Origin of the sequence: Streptomyces sp. GB4-14, from assembly GCF_022696125.1 — a bacterium.
GTDB lineage: Bacteria > Actinomycetota > Actinomycetes > Streptomycetales > Streptomycetaceae > Streptomyces > Streptomyces werraensis.
This window is the reverse complement of sequence record NZ_RZHO01000002.1, coordinates 746471-771375: the sequence shown is the minus strand read 5'-3', so window position 1 is coordinate 771375 and position 24905 is coordinate 746471. Positions and strand designations below refer to the sequence as shown.

Sequence of the window (24905 nt, the reverse complement as noted above, 5' to 3'; positions counted from 1 at the left end):
CCAGGGGAGCGAAAAGGCACATCAGGGCGTTGTGACAGGGTGGAGGCGGACCAGAGACGGAACGTGAGGTGTGCGCGGCGTGGGTGACGGGCGATGGCGGAAGGTCGCCAGTCAGATCGGGCGGAGTGTGACCGTGTGGGCGGTCTCCACGCTCACCATGCTGGTCCTCGCCGGCATCCTGCCCGACTTCCGGCTGCGGTCGGCCGACGGCAGCAGCGCCACCGACATCGCGGTCACCGCCGCCCTCGGCGCGGGCGCCTTCGGCCTGCTGTCCGCCCTGGTCTGGCCGCTCCTGGTGCGACTGCTGCTGCTCGTGCCGGCGCTCGTCCTCGGCCTGCTGGTGTTCTTCCTGAACGGCGCCCTGCTGTGGGTGGCGCTGCGCGTCAACCCCGTCGAGCGCGGCTCGGCGGCCCCCGAGACGGCCGTGGTGGTCGCCGCCGTGATGTCCGCCGTCGCTTCCGCCACCGGAGGCGCCCTCGCCGTCCGCGACGACGACGCCTACCGCCGCCGGCTCTACCGGCTCGCCGACCGAAGACGGCGCTCCGGCCCGCCCTGCCCGGCCACCCCCGGCACGGTGTTCGTCCAGCTCGACGGCGTCGGCCACGACGTCCTGCTGGCCGCCGTCGACAAGGGCCTGATGCCCACCGTCGCCCGCTGGCTGGGCACGGGCGGCGACCGGCCCACCCACCGCCTCACCCCCTGGCGCACCGACTGGTCCAGCCAGACCGGCGCCAGCCAGCTCGGCATCCTGCACGGCAGCAACTTCGACGTCCCCGCCTTCCGCTGGTACGAGAAGGCCCGCCGCGAGGTGATGGTCTGCAACCGGCCCACCAGCGCCGCCGAGCTCCAGGCCCGCGCCATCGAGCACTCCGGCCACGCGGGGCTGCTCGCCAAGGACGGCGCCAGCCGGGGCAACCTCTTCGGTGGCGGCGCCGACGAGCAGGCGCTGGTGCTGTCCATCGCCGCCCGCCGCAGAGGCCCGGCCGCCCGCTCCCGCGCCGGCTACTTCGCGTACTTCTCCGACCCGGCCAACGCCGTGCGCACCGCCCTGTCCTTCGTCGCCGAGGTGGGCCGGGAGATCGGCCAGTCCGTGCGCGCCCGGATACGCGGACAGCGTCCGCGCGTCTCCCGCGGCGGGCTGTACCCCCTGGTGCGCGCCTTCGCCACGGTCGTCGAACGGGACGTCGTCACGGCCGCCGTCATGGGCGACCTGCTGGCCGGACGCAGCGCCGTCTACGCCGACCTGGTCGCCTACGACGAGGTCGCCCACCACTCCGGGCCGACGAGCCGCGACACGGAGCAGGTGCTGCGCCGCCTCGACCGCGCCCTCGCCCTCATCGAGAACGTCACCGAGCACGCGCCCCGCCCGTACCGGATCGTCGTGCTGTCCGACCACGGGCAGAGCCCCGGCGAGACCTTCCGCTCCCGCTACGGCCTCACCCTCGGCGACCTGGTGCGGGCCGGCTGCGGGCTGCCCGTGCCGCGCCGCGCCCGGCGCACCCACAGCGGCGCAGAGGCCCGCGCGGCGGTCCGCGCCGCGCTGCGCCGGCCGGTCGAGGAGGGCGCCGGGCACTACCGCCCCTCCCGCGGTTCGGAGCCGGTCGTGCTCGCCTCGGGAAACCTGGGCCTGGTGTCCTTCCCGGACGTGCCGCACCGCATGACCAAGGAGGAGATCGACGCCCGGCACCCCGCGCTGCTGCCGACCCTCGCCAACCACCCCGGCATCGGCTTCCTGCTGGTCCGCAGCGAACGCCACGGCGGGGTCGTGCTCGGCGCGTACGGCGCGGAGATCCCGCTGGACGACCTCGACGACAACCCGGGCCCGCTGGCCCCGTTCGGACCCGGCGCCGCCGACGTCGTGCGCCGCACCCACACCTTCCCGCACACCGCCGACATCATGGTCAACTCCTTCCACGACCCGGCGGACGGCGAGGTCCTCGCGTTCGAGGAGCAGATCGGCTCCCACGGTGGTCTCGGCGGAGCCCAGTCCCGGCCCTTCCTGCTGTCCCCGCTGGTCGTGTCGGCGCCGGTGCCCGAGGGCACGGAACTCACCGGAGCCGAACAGGTCCACCACGTCCTGCGCCGCTGGCTCACCGAGGCCGACGAGTCCGGCACCCGCCCCCTCCCGGACCACCGCGAACGCGCGGCCTGACGGGCCCCGTTGTCCCGCCGCCCGTGGCCCTCGATGATGGCGTGGTGAACAGGCAGGCCACGTACACGCTGGACACACTCCGGGCGCTGGACCCGGCGGCGCGCACGGACGTCCTGCGCGTCCTGGACCAGGTCGTAGCGGACCTTCCCGCCCGGTGGAGCCGGGGCCGGGGGGTGCCCCAGCTCATGGTGTCCCTCGACGGCCGCGGGGGCGCCCGGACGGAGCGGACCGGTCTGCGGGAGCTCTCCCGGCACGGACACCTCGACGAGCTGCACCGCTGGGTCGACGCGGTCCCCCGGGAGAAGGCCCGGGAACACGGCTGCGCCGCCCTGGTGCACGGCGACCGCATCCACGCGAGGATCAACCGGATCGGCCCCTTCGGCGCGCCGCGCTTCGTCCCGGACAGCCGCGCCCACCTCCGCCTGGCACACCGGGACGTGCGCCTGACGCTCGGCTTCGCCTTCCCTTTCCGCACCGAGGGGCGCCTCTTCCCCCGGCTGGTGTTCCACGACTGGGTGTCCGAGACCCTGGACCGCGCCCGGCGCGGCTGAAAACGCGTTGCCCGGCCTTCACATGACGCAGTTGACTGGGCTCGGCGCCCGTCGTGCCCCCGTGTGCCGGGGAGCGACGCCTTCGACGCGTGCGCCCTCCCCGATTCCCACACCCCTGGAGTCACTGCGTGCAGGCAGCCGTCACCGTCACCCCCGCCCGTGTCCCGGAGCTGCTGCTGGGGCTGGCGACCGTGCGGCCCGTGTTCCTCTGGGGTGCGCCCGGCATCGGGAAGTCGTCCCTGGTCAGGGAGTTCGCCGAGAGCCTGGGGCTGGAATGCGTGAGCTTGCTGGGCACCCAGCTCGCCCCCGAGGACCTGATCGGCGTGCCGCAGATCCGTGACGGCCGCTCGGTGTTCTGCCCGCCCGCGTCGATCGCCCGGGACGAGCCGTACTGCCTGTTCCTGGACGAGCTGAACGCGGCCACCCCGGACGTGCAGAAGGCGTTCTACTCGCTGATCCTGGACCGCCGCATCGGCGACTACGAGCTGCCGAAGGGCTCCGTGGTCATCGGCGCCGGCAACCGCGCCACCGACAACGCGCTCGCCCGCCCGCTCGCCTCCGCGCTGGTCAACCGCCTCGCCCACGTCCACCTGGAGGCGTCCCCGAAGGACTGGCTGGTGTGGGCGGCGAACAACGGCATCCACCCGTGGATCACCGACCACCTCACCGACCGCCCCGGCCACCTGTGGTCCAGGCCGCCCAAGACCGAGGAGCCGTTCTCCACGCCCCGTTCCTGGCACATGCTCTCCGACGCGCTGCACTCCTTCGGCCGCGACCTCGACGAGGACACCCTGAAGGTCCTCGCCCACGGCACGCTCACCCCCGCGCACGCCACCGCCTTCTGCGGCTACGTCAAGATCGTGCGCAGCCGTTTCGGCATCGACGCCGTGCTCAAGGGCGACGCCCGCTGGCCGCACCGCCCGGAGGACCGCGACCTGCTGTACTACCTGGCCGAGTCCTTCCGCGGCCGGCTGGTGAAGGAACTGCCCGCGTCCAAGGAGCACATGTCGGCGGCCGGCCGGCAGATCGCGTACCGCGCCAAGGCGCTGCTGGTGCAGCTCGCGGAGATCTCCGTCGAGGTCGCGCAGACCGTCATCGCCCCCGACGCCGACGGCAACCCCGTGCTGCCGTCGTGGTTCCTCGTCGAGGCGGCCCGCGACATGCCCCGCCTGGTGGAGGCGCGCCGGTGAGCCGCGCCCGCGGCAACGGCCCGCACCCCAAGGGCGACAAGCAGCGCCGCAAGCGCGACCTCGCGGCGGAGGCGTTCACCGAGGGCCTGCGGATCATGCGGGCCAACCCGGCGCTGGCCGCCGTCGACGTCGACGTGTGCCGCCGGGAGGACTGCGAACTGTCGCCCCGCGACGGCCTGGTGCGCGTCGACTCGGACGCCGTGCTGCACGTCCACCCCGACCGCACGGCCGACCCGGAGACCTGGGCGTGGGCCCTCGCGCACGCCGTCCTGCACCTCGGCTTCGGTCATGTCCCGGCCGCCCCGGGGCCCCGCACCCAGCCGGACGCCTGCGAGCTGGCCGCCCGCTGCGTCGTCGTCGACCGCTTCCTGCTCGGCTCGCCCGTCGGCCGGCCGCCCGAGGAACTGCCCGCCGCCTACCCCGACGGCGACGAGGAGCGCCTCGCCGCCGCCTGGCGGCGCACCGGCGTCCCCGAGGCCTACCGGCGCTGCGGCACCGCGGGCGGCGAGCCCGACCTGCACCTGACCCGCTGGAACGGCTGGTACGGGCAGCCGCCCGACCACCAGCTCGCGTTCGCCTCCGCCCTCACCCGCACCGTGGCGGCCGCGATGGACGTCGCGGGCGGCCGCCGGGACAGCCTGGACGGTGCCCCCGCCCCGCGCCGCCCCTGGCACAAGGCGCTGAGCTGGTTCGTCTCCTCCTATCCGCTGCTCGGCGGCATCGCCTCCGGCATGACCCTGGTCGCCGACGCGGAACTGGCCCGTGCCCACAACATCTCCGTCGCCGCCGTCAACGCCGAGGCCGGCGAGATCTACGTCAACCCGCTGCGGGTCATGGAGGACGACGAATGGCGGTTCGTGCTGGCGCACGAGATGCTGCACGCCGCCCTGCGCCACGGCGACCGCTGCGGCCCCCGCGACCCGTTCCTCTTCAACGTCGCCTGCGACTTCGTCGTCAACGGCTGGCTCGTCGAGATGGAGATCGGCACGATCCCGGCGGGCCTGCTGTACGACAAGGACCTCGCCGGGCTGTCCGCCGAGGAGGTGTACGACCGCATCGCAGGCGAGCGCCGCTCCCGCCGCCTGGCCACCCCGCGCGGCAAGGGCCTCGGCGACGTCCTCGGCGCCCCGCTCGGCCCGCCCCGCGACTGCGTCGACCTCGACGGCTTCTACCGCCGGGGCCTAGCCCAGGGCCTCGACCTGCACGACCGCCAGGAGCGCGGTCTGCTCCCGGCCGGCCTGGTCGAGGAGATCCGCGCCCTCAGCCATCCGCCGCTGCCCTGGGACGCCCGGCTCGCCCGCTGGTTCGACGAGTTCGTGCCCCGCCCCGAGCCGCTGCGGTCGTTCGCCCGGCCCTCCCGGCGCCAGGCGTCCACGCCGGACATCCCCCGCGCGGGCCGCTGGTACCCGCCCGAGGAGGTCTCCCGCTGCACCTTCGGCGTCGTCCTCGACACGTCGGGCTCCATGAACCGGATCCTGCTCGGCAAGGCGCTCGGCGCCATCGCGTCGTACGCGCAGTCGCGTGACGTGCCGGCCGCGCGCGTGGTGTTCTGCGATGCCGCGCCGCACGACGCGGGCTTCGTCCCGGTCACCGAGATCGCCGGGAGGGTGCGGGTGCGCGGCCGGGGCGGCACCGTCCTCCAGCCGGGCGTCGACCTGCTGGAGCGCGCCGACGACTTCCCGCGCGGCGCGCCCGTGCTGGTCATCACCGACGGCTGGTGCGACGTGCTGCGGGTGCGGCGCGAGCACGCCTACCTGATTCCGCAGGGCGCGAACCTGCCCTTCACCCCGAGGGGGCCCGTCTTCCGGGTGAGTTGAGCCGTGATGTGATCGGATGGACCAGGGCACCCGGTGATCCGGATGTCCGGACCGAGCACCGCCGGTCACCCGGCCGGACTTTCTTCGAAAGGATGCGTCATGGCAACCACGCGCTCCGCACACACCGTTTGGGAAGGCAGCCTCTTCAAGGGCAGCGGGGTCGTCGCCTTCGACTCCTCGGGCGCCATCTCCGAGCAGCCGGTCACCTGGGCCTCGCGCGCCGAGGACGCGAACGGGAAGACCAGCCCCGAGGAGCTGATCGCCGCCGCGCACTCCAGCTGCTTCTCGATGGCCCTGTCCAACGGCCTCGACAAGGCGGGCACCCCGCCCACCCGGCTGACCACCAACGCCGAGGTCACCTTCGTGCCGGGCACGGGGATCACCGGGATCCACCTCACGGTCGAGGGCACTGTCCCCGGCCTCGACGAGGCCGGCTTCGTCGCCGCCGCCGAGGACGCCAAGGTGAACTGCCCGGTCAGCCAGGCGCTCAAGGGCACCGAGATCACCCTGACGGCGAAGCTCGCCTGACCCGTCCGCCCCGCACGCGTCGCAGGCCGCCCCCGCCGGGGCGGCCTGCGACGCGTCCGCCACCGGAAGCCGCCGCCATGACGTCGCACCGTCCCGCCGTCTCCGCCCACCGCGGAGGCGCCGAGCGCGCCGCCCCGGCCACCTGGGAGGCGTACCAGGACGCGCTCGCCTGCGGCGCCGAGTACGTCGAGTTCGACGTACGCCGCACCGCGGACGGCGTCCTCGTCGTCCACCACGACGCCCGGGTGGGCGGCACCGGGCCCCTGCTGTCCACGCTCACCCGCGCCGAGCTCGACGCCCGCGCCGGACACCCGGTACCGGTCGTCGAGGACGTGATGGAGCTGGTCGCGGGAAGGCTCGTCGCCCATCTGGACCTGAAGGAGACCGGCTACGAGCGGGAGCTGCTGGACCGGGCGGTCGCCCTGCTGGGGGAGGACGGCTTCGTCGCCACCACCCTGGAGGACCGCTCCGTCGCCGCGCTCACCGCCGCCCGCCCGCGCGTGCGCACCCTGCTCTCCCTGGGCCGCGACGGCCGGGACCTCGGCCGCCGCCGGCTGGTGCGCACCCGGATCAGCGAACTGCTGCCGCTGCGCCGCGTCCGCGCCTGCGGCGCCCACGGGGTCGCCGTGCACCAGCGGCTGGCCCGCGCCACCGTGCTGCGCGAGGCAGCCCGCGGCGGTCTGTTCACGATGGTGTGGACGGTCAACGACGACGCGGCGCTGCGCGCGTTCCTGGACGACCCGCGCGTGGACGTCCTGGTCACCGACCGTCCCCGCCGGGCGGTGACGCTGCGCGACCACCCGACGGCGGTCAACGCCCGCTGACTTCTCCCCGCCCGCACACTTGACAAGAGGCCGCTCAAGTTTTGTGCTGGATGTGTTGGAAGACCGGAGAGGGGCCCTGGCGGAAGGGGTTGCAACGATGGGACGTGCCGTCGGAATCGATCTGGGAACCACGAACTCGGTGGTCGCCGTGCTCGAGGGCGGTGAGCCCACCGTCATCGCCAACGCGGAAGGCGCCCGCACCACCCCCTCGGTCGTGGCCTTCGCCAAGAACGGCGAGGTGCTCGTCGGAGAGGTCGCCAAGCGGCAGGCCGTCACCAACGTCGACCGCACCGCCCGCTCCGTCAAGCGGCACATGGGCGACGCCCAGTGGCGCTTCCCCGAGCAGGGATCCGTCGACGGCACCCGCTACCGGGCGCAGGAACTGTCCTCCCGCGTGCTGCAGAAGCTGCGCCGGGACGCCGAGTCCTACCTCGGCGAGGACGTCACCGACGCCGTCATCACCGTGCCGGCGTACTTCGACGACACCCAGCGGCAGGCCACCAAGGAGGCCGGCGAGATCGCCGGGCTCAACGTGCTGCGCATCATCAACGAGCCCACGGCCGCGGCGCTCGCCTACGGACTGGACAAGGAGAACGACCAGACCGTCCTGGTGTTCGACCTCGGCGGCGGCACCTTCGACGTGTCGCTGCTGGAGATGGGCGAGGGCGTCATCGAGGTGAAGGCCACCAACGGCGACACCCACCTCGGCGGCGACGACTGGGACCAGAGGATCGTGGACTGGCTCGCCAAGCGCTTCAAGGGCCAGTACGGCATCGACCTGGCGCAGGACAGGATGGCCGTGCAGCGGCTGCGGGAGGCCGCCGAGAAGGCGAAGATCGAGCTGTCGTCGTCGAGCGAGACCACCGTCAACCTGCCGTACATCACCGCCTCGGCCGAGGGCCCGCTGCACCTCGACGAGAAGCTCACCCGGGCCCAGTTCCAGGAGCTCACCCAGGACCTCCTCGACCGCTGCAAGAAGCCCTTCCACCAGGCGGTCGAGGACGCCGGCGTGCGGCTGTCCGACATCGACCACGTCATCCTCGTCGGCGGCTCCACCCGGATGCCCGCCGTGACCGACCTGGTCCGCGAACTCACCGGCAAGGAACCGCACAAGGGCGTCAACCCCGACGAGGTGGTGGCCCTCGGCGCCGCCCTCCAGGCCGGCGTCATCCGCGGCGACGTCAAGGACGTGCTGCTGCTCGACGTCACCCCGCTGTCCCTCGGCATCGAGACCAAGGGCGGCATCATGACGAAGCTGATCGAGCGCAACACCACGATCCCCACCCGGCGTTCGGAGATCTTCACCACCGCCGCGGACAACCAGCCCTCGGTCGGCATCCAGGTCTACCAGGGCGAGCGCGAGATCGCCGCGTACAACAAGAAGCTCGGCACCTTCGACCTGACCGGCCTCCCCCCGGCGCCGCGCGGGGTGCCGCAGATCGAGGTGGCGTTCGACATCGACGCCAACGGCATCATGCACGTCTCCGCGAAGGACCTGGGCACCGGCAAGGAACAGAGGATGACCGTCACCGGCGGCTCGGCCCTCCCGAAGGAGGACATCGACCGCATGATGCGGGATGCCGAGCAGTACGCGGAGGAGGACCGCAGGCGCCGGGAGGCGGCCGAGACCCGCAACCAGGCCGAGCAACTCGTCTACCAGACAGAGAAGTTCCTCACCGAGAACGGCGACAAGGTGCCCGGCGACGTCAGGTCCGAGGTGGAGTCGGCCGTCGCCGACGTCAAGCGGCTGCTGGAGCAGGAGTCGCCCGGGACCGCCGAGCTGCGCGCCGCCGTGGAGAAGGTCGCCACGGTCAGCCAGCGCATGGGCCAGGCGATGTACGCGCAGACCGGCGCCACGGCCGGCAGCGGGACCGCCGGCCCCGGCACCCCGGACGACGGCGGCGGCGCGTCCCCGGGGGACGACGACGTCGTGGACGCGGAGATCGTCGACGACGACAAGGACACCGGCGGCCGCCAGGAGGGCGCGGCCTGAGCCCGCGGGCGCCTCACAGGCGCTCGCGGCACTCCCGCAGCAGCTTCTCGGTGCGCCGGGCCGAGGCCGCACGGGCCGTCATGTGGTCCAGCACCTCCAGGTGCACCGAGACCTCCTTGCGGGAGTCCAGGTACAGCGCGCCGGTCAGATACTCGGTGAACACCATGTCCGGCAGCTCCGGCTCGGCGAACCGGAACAGCGAGAACGGCGCGTACGTCCCCGGGTGCGGCCCGTCGGCGAACTCGGCGATCTGCAGCGTGATCCGGTCCCGCTCCGCGTACTCCAGCAGCTTGTCGAGCTGGTCGCGCATCACCCGGCTGTCCCCGCTCACCGGACGCCGCAGCACCGTCTCCTCCATCAGCACCCACAGGTGCGGCGGGTCGGGGCGCTCCAGCAGCCGCTGCCGCTCCATGCGCAGCGCCACGTGCCGCTCGACCGTCTCCGGGCCCGCCGTGCCGATCGTGCCGGCCTCCAGCACGGCGCGCGCGTAATCCTCCGTCTGGAGCAGTCCGGGGACGAAGTGCGGCTCGTAGGAGCGGATGATGCGGGCGGCGCCCTCCAGGCTGACGTACAGGCTGAACCACTCGGGCAGCACGTCGTGGTACCGCTGCCACCAGCCCTGGCGGTTGGCGTCCTCGGCGAGCGTGACGAACGTGTCCGCCTCGCTGTCGGGCACCCCGTAGGCGGTCAGCAGCATCTGGACGTACGGGATCTTCAGGGCGACCTCGGCGGTCTCCATCCGGCGGACGGTGGCCGGCGCGACCCGCAGTATGCGGGCTGCCTCCTCCCGTGAGAGGCCCGCGGCCTCGCGCAACTCGTACAGCCGCCGTCCCAGGACCACCTGGCCCACCGTGGGTGCGGCCCGCCGCTCACTCAACGCCACGCCTCCCCAACGTGCTCGGGCATGCGCTCATCCTGTCATGTCCCTCAGAGACTCTCACGAGCCGCAGGTGACCGCCCTGTCTCCCGCCGCCCGCCGCATTACCCCGGACGTAATCGACCCGGCCGGCGCCGCACGGGATCGTGGACGCACCGAGTCCCGCACCGCTCCCGACGGAGGATGACGCCCCATGTCCACGACCCCGCTCGCCGCCCCCGCCCGGACCACAGACCCGCTGCGCCGCCTGCTGGCCCTCGACGCCGTGGTGACCGGCGGCAACGCCCTCGCCTACCTCGCCCTGTCCGGACCGCTCGGCCGGTTCCTCGGCATCGGTTCCGGGCTGCTGCTCGCCCTGGGGGCGTTCCTCGCCGTGTACGCGGCAGGCGTGGGCCTGCTGGCCGCCCGGCCGCATCCGCCGACGGCCGGCGTGCGCGGTGTCGTCGAGGCCAACCTCGGCTGGACCGCGGCGAGTTTCCTCGCACTCGCGTTGTGGCTCTCGCCGACCACCGCGGGCGCGGTGTGGGTCGTGCTCCAGGCACTCGCCGTGGGCGGCCTCACCCTGCTGCAGCACATCGCGCTGAGGGCACGTCAGTCCAGCCAGGTCTGAAGGTACGCGGCCGTCGCCGGGTCCGCCGGGAGCAGCGTCTCCACGGCCAGCTCGGCGACGGTCACGTCCATCGGGGTGTTGAACGTGGCGATGGACGACACGAACGACAGCGTCCGCCCCCGGTGCTCGATCACCATGGGCAACGCGAAGTACGCCACCGGTTCCGCCGGTCCCTCCGCCTCCCCGGCGGTGTCCGGCACGGGGTACGCCTCCACCTCGTCGTACAGTGCCCGCAGCCGGTCCGAGCGGCGCAGGGCGATGTTCCGCCGCATCTGCTCCAGCAGGTGGCCGCGCCACTCCCGCAGGTTCCGGATCCGCGGCGCCAGCCCTCGCGGGTGCAGGGTGAGCCGCACAGCGTTCAGCGGCGGCGTCAGCAGTGTCTCCGGGACGCCGTCGAACAGCGCCAGTACCCCCCGGTTGGCCGCCACCACGTCGTACGCCGCGTCCACCACCAGCGCCGGGTACGGCTCGAACCCGACGATCAGCCGCTCGATGCCGGTGCGCACGACCTCCAGCGCCGGGTCGTCCAGCGCGGTCTCCGGATAGCGGGGCGCGTAACCGGCCGCCAGCAGCAGCGCGTTGCGGTCCCGCATCGGCACGTCCAGGTGCTCGGCCAGCCGCAGCACCATCTCCTCGCTGGGCCGGGACCGGCCGGTCTCGACGAAGCTGATGTGCCGGGCGGAGGAATCGGCGCGCAGGGCCAGCTCCAGCTGGCTGACCCGCCGCCGCTGCCTCCAGGCACGCAGCAGCGGACCCACGCCCTCGGTGCGGGAGACGGTGTCGGAAGGGGCAACGGTCATGGCAGGACCGTAGTCGAGGAACCGCCGCACAAGGGAGCCGCCCGCCCCTCCGGCCAGGGCACGGGCGTACCTTCTGTGGCAGCCTGGACGCGCCACGAAGGCCGACCCGGCGAAGGAGTACCGCGCATGCCCGTCGAACCGCTGTCCCGGACGGAGATCGAGTCCCGGCTCGCCGAGCTGCCGGGCTGGACGCTCGACGGCGACCGCCTCACCCGCGCCTACCGGCTGGACTCGCACATCGCGGCGGCGGCCATGGTCGTCCACGTCGCCCGGGTGCAGGACGAGCTGGACCACCACTCCGACCTCACCCTCGGCTACAACACGGTGTCCCTGTCCGTGCACACGCACAGCGCGGGCGGTGCCGTCACCGAGAAGGATTTCGGGCTCGCCCGCAGGGTGGAGGACCTGGCGCCCGCCCACGGGGCACACTGAGGCGCGTGCTGGACTACGACGAGGAAGCGGAGCGCTACGACGCCCTGCGCGGCGGTGAACCGCGTGCGGCGGCCGCCGCCGAGGCCGTGATGAGCCTCGTCCCGCGCAGGGCGCGGCGTCTGCTGGACGTGGCCTGCGGCACCGGCATCGTGACCCGGAGGTTCCCCGCGTCCCGTCCCGGACTGCGGGTCACGGGCGTGGACCTGTCCACGTCGATGACCCTGCGGGCCGCCGCGCGGCTCCCGGGAGCCGTGGTGCGCGCCGACAGCCGCCGGCTGCCCTTCCGCGACGCGAGCTTCGACGCGGTGGTCAGCGTGTGGCTGCTGCACCTGCTGACCGACCCCGCCGACGTGCGGGCCGTCGTCGCCGAGTGCGCGCGGGTGCTGCGGCCCGGCGGCGTGTACGTCACCACCGTGCACAAGGGGCTGTCGCACAACGTGGGCAGCGACATCGACGCGGTGCTCGCCGAGCGCCCGCCGAGCCCCGTGCCCGACGACCCCGCGACGGTCGCGGCCTGCGCGGCCGGGCACGGACTGGTCCCGGCCGGCCAGGCCCGCTTCCGGGGCCACGGCCAGGGCCGCAGCCCCCGCCGCACGGTGGACGACCTGCGGCGCGGCTGGTTCGTCACCCTTCCGCCCGGTCACCCCCTCGTGGAGGGGTTCGCCGCCCGCCTCTCGGCCCTCCCCGACCAGGACCGCCCCCGCCCGGACCCGGTCTTCACGCTCAGGGCGTTCCGCAGGCCGGAGTAGGGTCACCCGCCGAGCAGCCGGCACGGCACCGCCTCCTCGACGGCCCCCGCCTCCCCGTCCGCCCGCACCCGGTACAGGCGGGCCTCCGGCGTCCGCGTCACCGCCTCGGTGAGCCGTCCGTCCGTGAAGAGCGCCGCCGCGCCGTCCTCCACCGCCCACCCGGCGGGCAGCGCACCGCGCGCCACGGCCGTCCGGTAGGAGGACCGGCGGCCGGGCTCGCTGTCGTAGTGCGGGCACACCGAGCCGGGCAGCAGCCCGAGCCCGTCCGGGAGGTGGGTCAGCGGGCCGAAGGAGTCGGTGTGCGACCCCTCGGCCCAGCAGTTGGCCCCGGCGCTGATCCCGCAGAGCAGCGTCCCGCCGGCGTACGCCTCCCGCAGCAGCCGGTCGACGCCGTGCACCCGCCAGACGGCCAGCAGGTTCGCGGTGTTGCCGCCGCCGACGTACACGACGTCCTGCGCGAGCAGGAAGTCACGCAGTGCCGTGTCGTCCGACTCCCTGCGGAACAGCGGCAGTACGGACGGCTCGCAGCCCCGGGCACGGAAGGCGTCGAAGAACCTCTCGATGTACCCGGGCGCGTCCCCACTGGCCGTGGGCACGAAGCACACCTTCGGGCGCGGGGAGCGCGCATGCCCCAGCACCCAGTCGTCCAGCACCTCGTCCTCGTCGGTGGAGAACCCGCCCCCGAGCAGCGCGATCCGGCTCACCGCCCGCTCACCTCCGCCGCGGCGCGAAGCCGTTCGAAGGCCGTGGGGGAGGGGCGGTGGGGCAGGAAGGCGGCTATGGCGCGGGCGCAGTCCGCCGGGCTCGTCGTGGTCGTGTCGCACTCGACGTCGTACACGCCGTGCGCGTGCACCCTCCCGTACTGCCGCGCGGCCAGCCCCACAGGGCGGTCACCCCGCTCCCGCTCACGCCGCTCGGTCTCCTCCGGCGAGCACCGCACCCCCACCAGGACGACCTCCCGCGGCTCGAACAGCTCGAGACAGTCGGCCAGCCGCCATTCCTCGCTCAGCACATGGTCTACCACCACGTTGTTCCCCGCCGCGGCCATCCCCGCGACCGCGCGGTGGTAGCCCCGCCAGGTCCGGTGCAGCACCTCGGGCAGCCGGTCGGCCCCGATCTCCCGGCTCGTCCGCATCCGGTGGAAGGCGTCCACGGGCATGTGGAACCACGGCTCCTCCAGCACGTCCAGCAGCTCCCGGGCGATGCTCGACTTGCCCGAACTGGACGTGCCGTTGAGGAAGATGATCCGTCCGTGCATCGGGGCTCCTTCGAGGTCGCCGGCGGGGGAGCGGCCATCATCCCCCACCGGCGATCCTCACCTCACCGAGCAGCGCCGGCCGCCCAGCGCGAACGCCGCAGGACCGGTGTCCGTCGGTCTGCCGCTCGCCGTGAAACCGAAGGCGACCGACGCGCCCGGGGCCACCGTGCGGTTCCAGTCGGTGTCGCGGACCGTGACCGCCGCGCCCGTCTGGGTGTGGGCGCCGTTCCAGAGCTGGGTGATCCGCTCGCCGCCCGGGAAGGACCAGGTCAGGGACCAGCCGTGCCACGATGTCGCGCCCGTGTTGGTCAGGCGGACGTCCGCCTGGAAGCCGTCGCCCCACGCGTTGGCCACCCGGTACGTCACCTCGCAGGCACCCGACGGGCCCGGGCCGCCGCCCGTGTCCGCCGGGTCGCCGTAGACGACGCCCCGGCCGTTGGTCGCCACGTACACCCGGCCGAAGACCCGCGGGTCACCGGTGATGGCCGCGCCCGTCCAACCCCACTGATGCGCGTCGTCGTTGACCCGCACCCAGCTCGCGCCCGCGTCCGTGGACCGGTAGATGCCGCGCACCCCGTCGATCCGCGCGCTGGTGAACAGCGTCTGGTACGAGGCGCCCGGCGCCGCCTTGCCGAAGCCGACGGTGTCCGCCTCCTCCACGCCCGGCAGCTTGGTGAACGTCTGCCCGAAGTCGGTCGAGTGCCACAGCCCGTACGGCCCGTCGCTCGCCCCGCCCGCCAGCCAGATCTCGCCCGCCGCGCCCGGCAGCGCCTTGAACCGCACGCTGTCACCGGCCGGCAGCCCGGTCGCCGGCGACGCCTCGAAGGTCGCACCGCCGTCCGTGCTGACGTAGAAACGCCCGGACTTGAAGCCGTAGAAGGTCTCCGGGTCCTCCCGGTCCGACTCCACCACCGCGCCCGCCGGGATGCCGCGCGACGCCGACCAGGAGGCGCCGAAGCCGGTGGTGTGGTGCACGCCCGTGCCCTCCGGGCTCCACACGAAGCGGCCGCCGTCCGCGGAGGCGGCGACCGTACCGCCGCCGCTGACCCCCGAAGGGTCGGTCCCCGCGGACCAGTTGGCGCCGTTGTCGGTGGAGAACGCGACGTGCGGACCGGAGTCGACATGGCCCACGCGGACCACCGTGTCCGGATCGGACTCCGCGAAGTCGAGGCTGGTCGTGGACGTGAAGTTCGGCCGGGTGAACATCATGGACGGCACCTTCGTCAGATCCGTGTGCCGGAACCCGCCGATGTCGCCGAGCGCGCTGAGCAGCGGAGCGCCCGACGGGGGAGAGGCCAGGTCCAGGACCGCCGTCTCCTCCAGGCCGCGCACCATCGGCCGGACGGTGAACGGGGTGTCGTCGTCCCAGTTCGTCAGCTCCTCCGTGCCGTAGATCGTCGCGCCCGTGCCGTACATCATCCGGTCCGGGTCGAACGGGTCGATCTCCAGCGCCTCCGTCATCCACCCCAGCTTCGGCGTCTGTTCGGGCGGGGACGGGTTCGCTCCCCAGGTCAGCCACGGCGACGAGGAGACGTCCATGACGTAGCGGTTCTCGCGCTCGGGGTAGGAGGTGTAGCGCCACGCCTGGGTCCAGGTGGCGCCGCTGTCCGTGGAGCGGAAGATCTGCGTGTCGGGCCACCAGGAGCTGTACGCGGTCGCCATCACCGTGCCCGGGTTCTGCCGGTCCACGGTGAGCCCGCTGAAGCCGAAGTAGGTGTCCGCCTCCGCGACCGGGCTGATGTCCGTCCAGGTCCCGGTCGCCGTGGCGTACCGGTACAGCCGGCCCTTGCCCCCGTCGTAGGGCCCGCCGGTGTCGCTGTACGCGAGATAGAGGTGACCGTTCTCCGCGTCGAGGACGCCCTTGTGCGCCAGATACCCCGTGGGCTGGCCGGCCACCCGCTCCCAGGTCGCGCCGGCGTCCGTCGAGCGGTACACGGCGTTGTCCTTGTCGGCGACCCCGACGTACACGGTCCGTGCGGGCGAGCCCGCGGTCCCCGTCGACTCGTCGAACGTCACCCAGACGACGCCCTGGTTGTCCGAGGCGTACCCGCTCTCGTCGTCCGGGTCCTGCGCGTAGTTCCCCGGGTTGGGGAAGGACGTCACCTTCGACCAGGTGACACCGGCGTCCGTCGACCGCCACAGCCCGTGGCCGCTGGGCGCGCCCAGATACAGCACGTCGTTGTCGTGCGGGTCGACCGCCAGCCGCTCGCCCATGCCCCGTCCTGGCATGTTGCCGCCCAGCTTGAACGGCAGCACGGTCTTCCGCCAGGTCGCGCCCCGGTCGGTGGAGCGCATCACCGCGCCGTTGCCGGGATCCCAGTCGTTGGTGTACGTGCCGACCGCCGCGTACACCCGGTCGGGGTCGGCGGCGTCGGAGGCGATGCTGACCACACCCGTGTGACCCCAGTCGTCCCAGCCGACCGAGTCCAGCAGGGGGATCCAGCTCCCCGTCGACTCCTGCCAGCGGTAGGCGCCGCCGATGTCGGTGCGGGCGTACGCCAGGTCCGGTTCGGCGCGGTTGAAGACGATGCCGGGCACGAAACCGCCGCCGTCGATGCGGGCGTTGCGCCAGGAGTAGGTGTCGGCGGCGGCCTTCGGAACCGCGGCGGGAGTGTCGGCGGCCAGGGCGGGCGGCCCGCCGGCGAGCAGTCCGGCCGCCAGGGCGAGCGCGGCCGTCAGGACGCGGGTTCTTCGCACGGTGGGGGTGTCCTTCCTCGTGGGGGGAGCGTCGGAGCGTGCGAGGACCGGGCGGCCCCCCGTGCGCGAGGGACCGCCCGGCCCGCTGGGGCCCCGGCGTCAGGTGCCGGGGCCGGTACACGGAGCGTCGGCGGGGACTATTCGAGAAGCTCCGCGTACGCGCCCATGGCCGTGGCGATGTCCGCCTGGGCCCAGAACCGGTGGTACGTGAAGACCGGCGCGGCGCCGCCCTTCAGATAGCTCTCGATCTTCGACCAGGCCGGGTCGTCCTTGTAGAAGGAGCGGATCGAGACGAACGTCGACGAGGAGTCGATCCGGTCGCCGTTCGGCATGGTGCCGGTCCAGCCGGACGGGACGTACACCGGGTCGTCGAAGCGCTCGTAGTCGGCGCGGGTCTCCGGGACGGCGATGCCGAGGTCGTCCTGGTGGTTCTCCCACATGCCGTCCAGCAGCGCCTGCACCACCAGCGGATGCATCCGCGCGGACAGGGACCGGCGGTCGTGCGCGTCCTTGTCCGCCACCGCGTCGCGCAGCAGCCGCGCCAGCTCCCGGGCCGCCGCGCGGGAGTGCTCGGTGAGCACCGCGCGGGCGGCCAGCACCGACTCGTGCGACAGCGGCACGTCCAGCAGCTCCACCCCGAGCCGCAGCAGCCCGGCGTCCACCCGGAAGAGTTCCTCGTCCGGGCCGGCGCCCGGGTCGCCGGCCCGCTTCACGACGTCCATCGCCGCGAGCCGCTTCAGCTCCTCCTCGCCCAGCGCGCGCCCCGCCCGGCGCTCCAGCTCGGTCCGGGACACCGTCTCCACCGTGCCCGGCGCCCAGGACGCGACCACCGCCCGCTGCACGGCCAGGTCCCGCACACTCAGGTCCGGCGGCAGCTGCGCCAGATAGCGTTCGATCGCGGCCAGGGTCATGCCCCGGCTCTGCAGCTCCTCGATCAGCTCCAGCCGCGCCAGATGCCCCCTGCCGTACCGGCCGACCCGCCGGGGACCGAGCACCGGGGGCGGCAGCAGGCCCTTCGTGCCGTAGAAGCGGACCGTGCGCACGGTGACCCCGGCCCGGGCCGCCAGCTCGTCGATCGTCAGGGCCTCGGTCTCGGTCGTCATGTGCAGCAGTATCGCTGTCCCACCGCCGCTGTGACACCTGTGCTGTCAATTCGGTGCCGAGGCCGCCGACGGCGTGTGAGGAGATCCACGGTGTGACGCAGACCATCGCATGCGCACCCGCACATGAGGAAAGGTGCCCCGTCGGTCCGTGCCGTGATCACAGCGCGCCGGCCGAGAACAAGACGGACAGCCGGGCGTGATCCGCCCGGGCGCACCAGAGAGTGGAACCACGCGTGAGCAAGGACGCCGTCACCACGGCAACGGCCGCACCACCCACCGCGGCCGGCACGCCCGCCGACGCGGGCGACGCCGGTTACAGCAAGGACCTCAAGGCCCGCCACGTCAACATGATCGCCATCGGCGGCGCGATCGGCACCGGCCTCTTCCTGGGCGCCGGAGGACGCCTGCGCGACGCGGGCCCCGCCCTGGCGCTGGCCTACCTGGTCTGCGGCGTGTTCGCCTTCTTCGTCGTCCGCGCCCTCGGCGAGCTGGTCCTGTACCGCCCGTCGTCCGGCTCCTTCGTGTCGTACGCGCGCGAGTTCCTCGGCGAGAAGGGCGCCTACGTCGCCGGCTGGATGTACTTCCTGAACTGGTCGACCACCGGCATCGCCGACATCACCGCGATCGCGCTCTACACGCACTACTGGAGCGCGTTCACCGACATCCCGCAGTGGGTGCTGGCGTTGATCGCCCTCGCGGTCGTGCTGGCGGTGAACCTGATCTCGGTGAAGATCTTCGGCGAGATGGAGTTCTGGTTCGCGATCGTCAAGGTCGCCACCCTCGTCGCCTTCATGCTGGTCGGCGTCTTCCTGCTCGCCACCCGGCACGAGGTGGGCGGCGGCACCCCCGGCCTGAGCATGATCACCGACCACGGCGGCGTCCTCCCGCACGGCGTACTGCCGGTCGTCCTGGTGATGCAGGGTGTGGTCTTCGCCTACGCGGCGCTCGAACTCGTCGGTGTCGCCGCGGGTGAGACCGCCGAGCCGGAGAAGGTCGTCCCGCGCGCGGTGAACTCCATCATGTGGCGTGTCGGCCTCTTCTACGTCGGCTCCGTCGTCCTGCTGGCGCTGCTGCTGCCCGGCTCGATGTACTCGGCGGGGGAGAGTCCCTTCGTCACCGTGCTGTCGAAGATCGGCGTCCCGGCCGCCGGCGACGTGATGAACCTGGTCGTCCTCACGGCCGCGATGTCGTCCCTGAACTCCGGCCTGTACTCCACCGGCCGCATCCTGCGCTCGATGGCGTCGGCGGGCTCCGCGCCCGGGTTCACCGCCCGCATGAACCGCAGCCAGGTGCCCTACGGAGGCATCCTGCTGACCTGCGCGGTGTGCGTGCTCGGCGTCGGCCTCAACTTCCTCGTGCCGGCCCAGGCGTTCGAGATCGTGCTGAACGTCGCCTCCCTCGGCATCATCAGCACCTGGGTGATCATCATGATCTGCCACCTGGTGTTCGTCCGCCGCGCCCGCGCGGGCCTGTTCACCCGGCCGTCGTTCCGGCTGCCCGGCAGCCCCGTGACCGAGATCGTCACCATCGCCTTCCTGGCGTCCGTGATCGTCCTGATGTGGAACGACCCGGAGGTGGGCCGCAAGACGCTGCTGCTCGTCCCGGTCATCGCGGCGGCGCTGGTCGCCGGCTGGTACGGCGGCGTCCGCCGCAAGGTCGCGGCCGGGCGGTGAACGGCCGGCGGCGCTGTCGGTGCCGGCCGGTACGGTGCCCCCATGGCCGGGATCAGGTACGTGCGGGGTGACGCCACCGTTCCGTCGGTGAAGGGCGTCAAGGTGATCGCCCATGTGTGCAACGACATCGGCGGGTGGGGCAAGGGCTTCGTCCTCGCCCTGTCCCGCCGCTGGCCCGAGCCGGAGGCGGCGTACCGCGCCTGGCACCGCGACCGCGCCGCGAACGACTTCGGCCTGGGCGCGGTGCAGCTCGTCCAGGTCGAGCGGTACGTGTGGGTGGCCAACATGATCGGCATGCGAGGCGTCCGCACCGGCAGCAAGGGCGTCCCGGTCCGCTACGAGGCCATCGACACGGCCCTGGACCGCCTCGCCGGACACGCGCGGGAACTCGGCGCGTCCGTCCACATGCCCCGCATCGGCTGCGGCCTCGCCGGCGGCACGTGGTCCCGCGTCGAGCCGCTCGTGGAGGAACGCCTGGTCCGGCGGGGGATACCGGTCACCGTTCACGACCACGACTGACGCACCCTCCTGTCCCACAGGCCGTCAGACGCACTCTTCTGCACCGGAGTTCACCGGGGTACCGTCCGGCCCATGCCGATACGCACGCGCCCCACGACCTGGAGAACGCTCGCGACGGCGGCCACCGCCGCCCTGACGGCCACCCTCCTCACCCCCGCCGCGGCGGACGCCGCCCCCCGGGAGAGCCGACCGGTCCACTCCTACGCCGACGCGATCCGCGAGGCCGTCTGGGTGGACACCGGCCTCGACGAGGACCGTGACGGACGCACCGACCGGGTCGCCGTCGACATCGTCCGGCCCCGCGAGGCCGCCCGGAAGGGCCGCAAGGTCCCCGTCATCATGGACGCCAGCCCGTACTACTCCTGCTGCGGGCGGGGCAACGAGAGCCAGACCAAGACCTACGACGGACACGGCGACATCGTGCGGATGCCGCTGTTCTACGACAACTGGTTCGTGCCGCGCGGCTACGCCGTCGTCGGCGTCGACCTCGCAGGCACCAGCCGCTCGGACGGCTGCGTCGACGTCGGAGGCCGTTCCGACATCCGGTCGGCCAAGGCGGTCGTCGACTGGCTGAACGGCCGCGCGAAGGCGTACTCCAGCCGCACCGGCGGCGAACGGGTGCGCGCCGACTGGACCGACGGCAGCACCGGCATGATCGGCAAGAGCTGGGACGGCACCATCGCCAACGGCGTCGCGGCCACCGGCGTCGAGGGACTGAAGACCATCGTCCCGATCGCCGCCATCTCCACCTGGTACGACTACTACTTCTCCCAGGGCGCCCCGCTCTACGACTCAGGACCCGACTGGCTCGCCCGCTACGTCCAGACGCCCGAGGCCCGCGAGAACTGCACGGAGGTCGCCCGCGAGCTCGTCGACGGCGCCCCGCGCACCGGCGACCGCACCCCGCTGTGGACCGAACGCGACTACGTCCGCGCCGCGAAGAAGGTCCGCGCCAGCGTGTTCCTGGTCCACGGCATGCAGGACCTCAACGTCCGCATGCAGCACGTCGGCCCCTGGTGGGACGCCCTCGGGAAGAACGGCGTCCGGCGCAAGATCTGGCTGTCGCAGACCGGCCACGTCGACCCCTTCGACTTCCGCCGCGCGGAATGGGTCCGCACCCTGCACCGCTGGTTCGACCACGAACTCAAGGGCATCGACAACGGCATCGACCGTGAGCCGGTCGCCGACATCGAGCGCGCGCCCGACGAGTGGGTCACCTCCACCGCCTGGCCCCCGCGCGGCACCCACACCGTCACGCTGCGCCCCGCACGCGGCGCCCAGGACGGCGTCGGCACGCTCGGCCTGCGCAAGGACAGGGGCACCGCGGCCTTCACCGACGACCCCGCGCGGGACGAGACCGACTGGGCGACCCGGATCGACACCCCGACCCCGGAGAAGGCGGGCTTCGTCACCCGCCCGCTCACCCGAGAACTGCGCCTGGCCGGCTCCTCCCGGGTGACCGTAGGCGTCACGCCCAGCACCCCCACCGCCCATCTCTCCGCCGTGCTGGTCGACCTCGGTCCCGACACCGTCCGCGACTACGCCGACGCCGGGGAGGGAATCGTCACCCTGCCCGAGCGCACCTGCTGGGGACCGAGCACCGAGGGCGACAGCTCCTGCTACCGGGAGACCCGCGCGAAGACCGCCGACGTCGGCCACACCGTCGTCAGCCGCGGCTGGGCCGACCTCGGCGAACACGCCGGTACCGGCCGGGGCGAGCCCCTCGTCCCCGGCAGGCGCTACACGCTCACCCTCGACCTGGCCGCCACCGACCACGTCGTCCCCCGCGGCCACCGGCTCGCGCTGATCGTCGCCGGCACCGATCGCGGCCTGATCGACCCGCCGGCCGACACCCCGACGCTCACCCTCGACCTGGCCCGCACCTCCGCCCGGGTCCCCTTCGTCGGCGGCGCCGCCGCGTTCGCCCGCGCCACCTCCGGACCGCCCGTCACCGCCCCGCGCACCGCACCGGGCGGCGTCCGCCCGCCCGCCGGCACCGCCCACCGAGTCCCGGGGGAGACCCGATGAAACGACGCGTCGCGCTCCTCGCCGCCACCGCCCTCGCAGGCCTCGCCGCCACCGCCGTCACCGCCCCCGCCGCCGGGGCGCACGACACCGCCGCCCCGCCGCGCACCGGCTTCGAACTGAGCCACGGCGCCCGCTGGACCACCCAGCCCGAGGAGCGGCGCCTGCTGGAGACCGTGGACCGGGCGAGCGGCCGCCTCCACGTCACCCGCATCGGCACGACCGCGCGGAACCGCCCCCTGCGGTTGGTCCGCATCGGCGCTCACCGAAACCCGCACAAGGTCCTCCTGGTGTGCAGCCAGCACGGCGACGAACCCTCCGGCCGGGAGGCGTGCCTCACCACGATCCGCGACCTGGCGTACGCCAGGGACCGGCGGACGAAGCGCTTCCTGGACCGGACCACGGTGCTCGTCGTCCCCACCGCCAACCCCGACGGGCGGGCCGCCGGCACCCGGGGCAACAGCGACGGCGTCGACATCAACCGCGACCACGTCGCCCTGAGGACCGCCGAGGGCCGCGCGCTGGCCGCCGTGATCCGCGACGAGCGGCCCGACGTGATCTACGACCTGCACGAGTACGGCGCCACCCCGCCGTACTACGACAAGGACCTGTTCGACCTGTGGCCGCGCAACCTCAACACCCACCCGGCCGTCCACGACGTCGCCCGCTCCCTGTCCCAGGACCACGTCCGTCCCGCCGCCGGCGCCGCCGGGTACTCCACCGGCACCTACGGCATCTGGACCGACCCCGTCACCGGCGACCCCGTCCGGCAGACCGCCGGCGACGGCCAGGAACGCATCCTGCGCAACCTGTCCGGCGTCAAGCACGCCGTCGGCCTGCTCGTCGAGAGCCGCGTCGACCCGCTCACCGACGCGGAGAAGGCCGACGAGGCGTTCAACAACCGGCGCAGGGTCGACTCCCACCTCGCCGCCCTGAACGGCCTGATCCGTTTCACCTCGGAGCGGCGCGGGACGGTCGAGGCGGTGACCGCCAGGGCCCGCGCCGCCGGGTACGCGGACCGCGGCCCCGTGTACCTCGGCGGCGCCGACAACGAGACGCCCGACCCTGACGAGGTGCTCGCCGACCCGCCCTGCGGCTACCGCCTCACCGCAGGTCAGTACGCGGATGTGGGCGACGAGCTGGCCCTGCACGGCGTACGCGTCCAGCCAAGCGGCGACGGTGTCCTCGTACCCCTGCGGCAGTCGCTGCGGGCGCTCGTCCCGCTCCTCCTGGACGGCCGCGCGACGTACCACCTGGCCGAAGGCAAGGCGGTCACATCCTGTGGATGAGGTGAGTTTTGCGCCATCGGTGGTAAGGGCCTATCGGGAGGAGGGCTCTCCGCCCGAAGGCTCGGACGAAAGGTTCCGCCTGTGACGCAGGACCACCCAAGCGACAAGGACTCCACGGCAGGCCCGCTGCCCGGCTCCGAAGCGGGCCTGCCCGGCCGGAACAGGCCCCGCACCGACTGGGTGGTGTTCGGGGTCACCGCCGCGCTCACCCTGGCCTTCGTCCTGTGGGGAGCCGTCTGGACGGACTCGCTGGAAGACGTCTCGGCCGACCTGCTGGGCGGACTGATGCACAACGGCGGCTGGGGCTTCGTGCTGGCCGCCTCCGGCTTCGTCGTCTTCGCCCTGTGGCTGGCCGCCAGCCGCTACGGCCGGATCACGCTCGGCGCCGAGGGCGAGGAGCCGGAGTTCCGGACGGTGTCCTGGATCGCCATGATGTTCAGCGCCGGCATGGGCATCGGCCTGATGTTCTGGGGCGTGAGCGAACCGCTCGCGCACTTCGACACCCCGCCGCCCGGCACCGGCCCGCAGGACTCGGGCGACCGGATGGCGACGGCCATGGCCACCACGCTGTTCCACTGGACGCTCCACCCGTGGGCCATCTACGCCGTGGTCGGCCTCGCCATCGCCTACAGCACCTTCCGGCGCCGCCGCCGGCAGACCGTCAGCGCCGTGTTCACCCCGCTCATCGGCGAAAAGAACGCCAACGGCGCCGGCGGCCGGGTCATCGACGTCCTCGCCATCATCGCGACCGTCTTCGGCTCGGCGGCCTCCCTGGGCCTCGGCGCGCTGCAGATCGGCTCCGGCGTGGAGAAGCTCGACTGGCTGGACAAGGTCGGCACCGGCCTGCTGGTCTCCATCATCGCCGTGCTGACCGTGGCGTTCGTGGCGTCCGCGGTGTCCGGTGTGGAGAAGGGCATCCAGTGGCTGTCCAACACCAACATGGTGCTGGCGCTGGTCCTCGCCGTGTTCGTCTTCGTCGCGGGCCCCACCGTCCTCGTCCTCGACCTGCTGCCCACCTCGGTCTTCGCCTACCTCGGCGACCTGCCGGAGATGGCCGGCCGCACCGACATCAGCGGCGGCGAGGGCGTCGCCGACTGGCTGGGCAGCTGGACCGTCTTCTACTGGGCGTGGTGGATCTCCTGGACGCCGTTCGTCGGCATGTTCATCGCCCGCATCAGCCGCGGCCGGACCATCCGTCAGTTCATCGGCGGTGTCATCCTCGTGCCCAGCGCGGTCAGCCTGGTCTGGTTCGCCATCTTCGGCGGCTCGGCGATGCGCCTGCAGGAGCAGAACCGGCTCGGCGACGAGACCACCCCCGAGGGCCGGCTGTTCGCCGTGCTCCAGGAGTTCCCCGTCGCGACCGCCACCAGCCTGCTGGTGATGGTCCTCGTCGGCATCTTCTTCGTCTCGGGCGCCGACGCGGCCTCCGTCGTGATGGGCACCCTCTCGCAGAAGGGCTCCCTCGAACCCAGCCGCTGGGCCGTGGTGTTCTGGGGCGTGGTGACCGGTGCGGTGGCGGCCATCATGCTGATGGTCGGCAGCGGTCAGGGCGACGCCCTGACCGGTCTGCAGAACCTCACCATCCTCGCCGCGGCGCCGTTCGTCGTCGTCATGATCTTCATGTGCGTGGCACTCATGCGCGACCTGCGCCACGACCCGCTCGTCGTCCGCAACAAGATGGGCAACGAGGCGGTCGAACTCGCGGTCATCGAGGGGCACAAGAAGTACGACGGCGAGTTCGAGCTGCGCGTCGGGCCCGGCCGCGGACCGGACGTCGAGGGCGACCCCATCGGCAAGCACTGACCCCGCGAGGGGCAT

General features: G+C 73.1%; 21 protein-coding genes. 15 read left to right on the top strand and 6 right to left on the bottom strand.

The annotated features are described in order from the left end of the window. Positions 1–70 precede the first annotated feature (70 nt). The 7 genes from ELQ39_RS04755 to dnaK all read left to right on the top strand — a co-directional run bounded on the left by ELQ39_RS04755 (position 71) and on the right by dnaK (position 9055). Positions 71–2152, top strand: coding sequence for a phage holin family protein (locus tag ELQ39_RS04755; protein ID WP_242591108.1), 2082 nt, complete (start codon positions 71–73; stop codon positions 2150–2152). A gap of 44 nt (positions 2153–2196) precedes the next feature. Further along, the gene (locus ELQ39_RS04750; RefSeq protein WP_242591107.1) at positions 2197–2703 is read left to right on the top strand and encodes a hypothetical protein; all 507 of its coding nucleotides are present in this window, start codon (positions 2197–2199) and stop codon (positions 2701–2703) included. Positions 2704–2831: 128 nt separating this feature from the next. Further along, the gene (locus ELQ39_RS04745) at positions 2832–3893 is read left to right on the top strand and encodes an AAA family ATPase (RefSeq protein WP_190001564.1); all 1062 of its coding nucleotides are present in this window, start codon (positions 2832–2834) and stop codon (positions 3891–3893) included. Next, on the top strand, positions 3890–5710 hold the full coding sequence (locus ELQ39_RS04740) for a vWA domain-containing protein (protein ID WP_242591106.1): 1821 nt from the start codon (positions 3890–3892) through the stop codon (positions 5708–5710). Before ELQ39_RS04745 ends, ELQ39_RS04740 begins: the two co-directional genes overlap by 4 nt. Before the next feature lie 99 nt (positions 5711–5809). Then, entirely contained in the window at positions 5810–6238 is a 429-nt protein-coding gene (locus ELQ39_RS04735; RefSeq protein ID WP_093765935.1) for an OsmC family protein, read from the top strand. A 77-nt stretch (positions 6239–6315) separates the two neighbouring features. After that, positions 6316–7062 carry a glycerophosphodiester phosphodiesterase family protein gene (locus ELQ39_RS04730; RefSeq protein WP_242591105.1) on the top strand — a complete coding sequence of 249 codons (747 nt, stop codon included), beginning with the start codon at positions 6316–6318 and terminating at the stop codon, positions 7060–7062. A 97-nt stretch (positions 7063–7159) separates the two neighbouring features. Beyond that, entirely contained in the window at positions 7160–9055 is a 1896-nt protein-coding gene (gene dnaK / locus ELQ39_RS04725) for a molecular chaperone DnaK (protein WP_242591104.1), read from the top strand. A gap of 13 nt (positions 9056–9068) precedes the next feature. Here dnaK and ELQ39_RS04720 read toward each other — a convergent pair whose 3' ends face one another. Next, positions 9069–9932 carry a helix-turn-helix domain-containing protein gene (locus ELQ39_RS04720; RefSeq protein ID WP_242591103.1) on the bottom strand — a complete coding sequence of 288 codons (864 nt, stop codon included), beginning with the start codon at positions 9930–9932 and terminating at the stop codon, positions 9069–9071. Between the two features lie 193 nt (positions 9933–10125). Between ELQ39_RS04720 and ELQ39_RS04715 the strand changes: the two genes are divergently transcribed. Then, positions 10126–10542: a hypothetical protein gene (locus ELQ39_RS04715; protein WP_242591102.1), complete on the top strand. Its 417-nt coding sequence runs from the start codon at positions 10126–10128 to the stop codon at positions 10540–10542. On the opposite strand, the gene ELQ39_RS04710 is transcribed toward ELQ39_RS04715, so the two are convergent. Beyond that, entirely contained in the window at positions 10524–11342 is an 819-nt protein-coding gene (locus ELQ39_RS04710; protein WP_190001570.1) for a helix-turn-helix domain-containing protein, read from the bottom strand. The two genes, ELQ39_RS04715 and ELQ39_RS04710, sit on opposite strands and share 19 nt — an antisense overlap. Before the next feature lie 126 nt (positions 11343–11468). On the opposite strand from ELQ39_RS04710, the gene ELQ39_RS04705 reads away from it, so the two are divergent. Further along, positions 11469–11774 (top strand): 4a-hydroxytetrahydrobiopterin dehydratase, encoded by a 306-nt coding sequence (locus tag ELQ39_RS04705; RefSeq protein ID WP_225628849.1) that lies wholly within the window; start codon positions 11469–11471, stop codon positions 11772–11774. A gap of 5 nt (positions 11775–11779) precedes the next feature. After that, on the top strand, positions 11780–12523 hold the full coding sequence (locus ELQ39_RS04700; RefSeq protein ID WP_242591101.1) for a class I SAM-dependent methyltransferase: 744 nt from the start codon (positions 11780–11782) through the stop codon (positions 12521–12523). A 2-nt stretch (positions 12524–12525) separates the two neighbouring features. On the opposite strand, the gene ELQ39_RS04695 is transcribed toward ELQ39_RS04700, so the two are convergent. The 4 genes from ELQ39_RS04695 to ELQ39_RS04680 all read right to left on the bottom strand — a co-directional run bounded on the left by ELQ39_RS04695 (position 12526) and on the right by ELQ39_RS04680 (position 17581). Continuing rightward, a complete protein-coding gene (locus ELQ39_RS04695) occupies positions 12526–13227 on the bottom strand; it encodes a peptidase E (RefSeq protein WP_190001573.1) in 702 nt (233 codons plus the stop codon). Beyond that, on the bottom strand, positions 13224–13781 hold the full coding sequence (locus ELQ39_RS04690) for a chloramphenicol phosphotransferase CPT family protein (RefSeq protein WP_225641584.1): 558 nt from the start codon (positions 13779–13781) through the stop codon (positions 13224–13226). Before ELQ39_RS04690 ends, ELQ39_RS04695 begins: the two co-directional genes overlap by 4 nt. Positions 13782–13838: 57 nt before the next feature. Beyond that, a complete protein-coding gene (locus tag ELQ39_RS04685; protein ID WP_242591100.1) occupies positions 13839–16478 on the bottom strand; it encodes a cellulose binding domain-containing protein in 2640 nt (879 codons plus the stop codon). 137 nt (positions 16479–16615) lie between these two features. After that, positions 16616–17581, bottom strand: coding sequence for a glycoside hydrolase family 48 protein (locus ELQ39_RS04680; RefSeq protein WP_242591099.1), 966 nt, complete (start codon positions 17579–17581; stop codon positions 16616–16618). A 233-nt stretch (positions 17582–17814) separates the two neighbouring features. Between ELQ39_RS04680 and ELQ39_RS04675 the strand changes: the two genes are divergently transcribed. The 5 genes from ELQ39_RS04675 to ELQ39_RS04655 all read left to right on the top strand — a co-directional run bounded on the left by ELQ39_RS04675 (position 17815) and on the right by ELQ39_RS04655 (position 24890). Then, the gene (locus ELQ39_RS04675) at positions 17815–19254 is read left to right on the top strand and encodes an amino acid permease (RefSeq protein ID WP_242591098.1); all 1440 of its coding nucleotides are present in this window, start codon (positions 17815–17817) and stop codon (positions 19252–19254) included. A gap of 42 nt (positions 19255–19296) precedes the next feature. After that, positions 19297–19773 (top strand): macro domain-containing protein, encoded by a 477-nt coding sequence (locus ELQ39_RS04670; RefSeq protein WP_242591097.1) that lies wholly within the window; start codon positions 19297–19299, stop codon positions 19771–19773. Between the two features lie 72 nt (positions 19774–19845). Further along, positions 19846–21801 carry a Xaa-Pro dipeptidyl-peptidase gene (locus ELQ39_RS04665; RefSeq protein WP_242591096.1) on the top strand — a complete coding sequence of 652 codons (1956 nt, stop codon included), beginning with the start codon at positions 19846–19848 and terminating at the stop codon, positions 21799–21801. After that, on the top strand, positions 21798–23087 hold the full coding sequence (locus ELQ39_RS04660; RefSeq protein ID WP_242591095.1) for a M14 family metallopeptidase: 1290 nt from the start codon (positions 21798–21800) through the stop codon (positions 23085–23087). Before ELQ39_RS04665 ends, ELQ39_RS04660 begins: the two co-directional genes overlap by 4 nt. Before the next feature lie 81 nt (positions 23088–23168). Further along, the gene (locus tag ELQ39_RS04655) at positions 23169–24890 is read left to right on the top strand and encodes a BCCT family transporter (RefSeq protein WP_190005584.1); all 1722 of its coding nucleotides are present in this window, start codon (positions 23169–23171) and stop codon (positions 24888–24890) included. Positions 24891–24905 lie beyond the last annotated feature (15 nt).

Coding starts and splice junctions, on each gene's coding strand:
- ELQ39_RS04735 (WP_093765935.1), top strand. CDS start 5,810: ATGGCAACCACGCGCTCCGCACACACCGTTTGGGAAGGCAGCCTCTTC.
- ELQ39_RS04730 (WP_242591105.1), top strand. CDS start 6,316: ATGACGTCGCACCGTCCCGCCGTCTCCGCCCACCGCGGAGGCGCCGAG.
- dnaK (WP_242591104.1), top strand. CDS start 7,160: ATGGGACGTGCCGTCGGAATCGATCTGGGAACCACGAACTCGGTGGTC.
- ELQ39_RS04715 (WP_242591102.1), top strand. CDS start 10,126: ATGTCCACGACCCCGCTCGCCGCCCCCGCCCGGACCACAGACCCGCTG.
- ELQ39_RS04710 (WP_190001570.1), bottom strand. CDS start 11,342: ATGACCGTTGCCCCTTCCGACACCGTCTCCCGCACCGAGGGCGTGGGT.
- ELQ39_RS04705 (WP_225628849.1), top strand. CDS start 11,469: ATGCCCGTCGAACCGCTGTCCCGGACGGAGATCGAGTCCCGGCTCGCC.
- ELQ39_RS04690 (WP_225641584.1), bottom strand. CDS start 13,781: ATGCACGGACGGATCATCTTCCTCAACGGCACGTCCAGTTCGGGCAAG.
- ELQ39_RS04680 (WP_242591099.1), bottom strand. CDS start 17,581: ATGACGACCGAGACCGAGGCCCTGACGATCGACGAGCTGGCGGCCCGG.
- ELQ39_RS04670 (WP_242591097.1), top strand. CDS start 19,297: ATGGCCGGGATCAGGTACGTGCGGGGTGACGCCACCGTTCCGTCGGTG.
- ELQ39_RS04665 (WP_242591096.1), top strand. CDS start 19,846: ATGCCGATACGCACGCGCCCCACGACCTGGAGAACGCTCGCGACGGCG.
- ELQ39_RS04660 (WP_242591095.1), top strand. CDS start 21,798: ATGAAACGACGCGTCGCGCTCCTCGCCGCCACCGCCCTCGCAGGCCTC.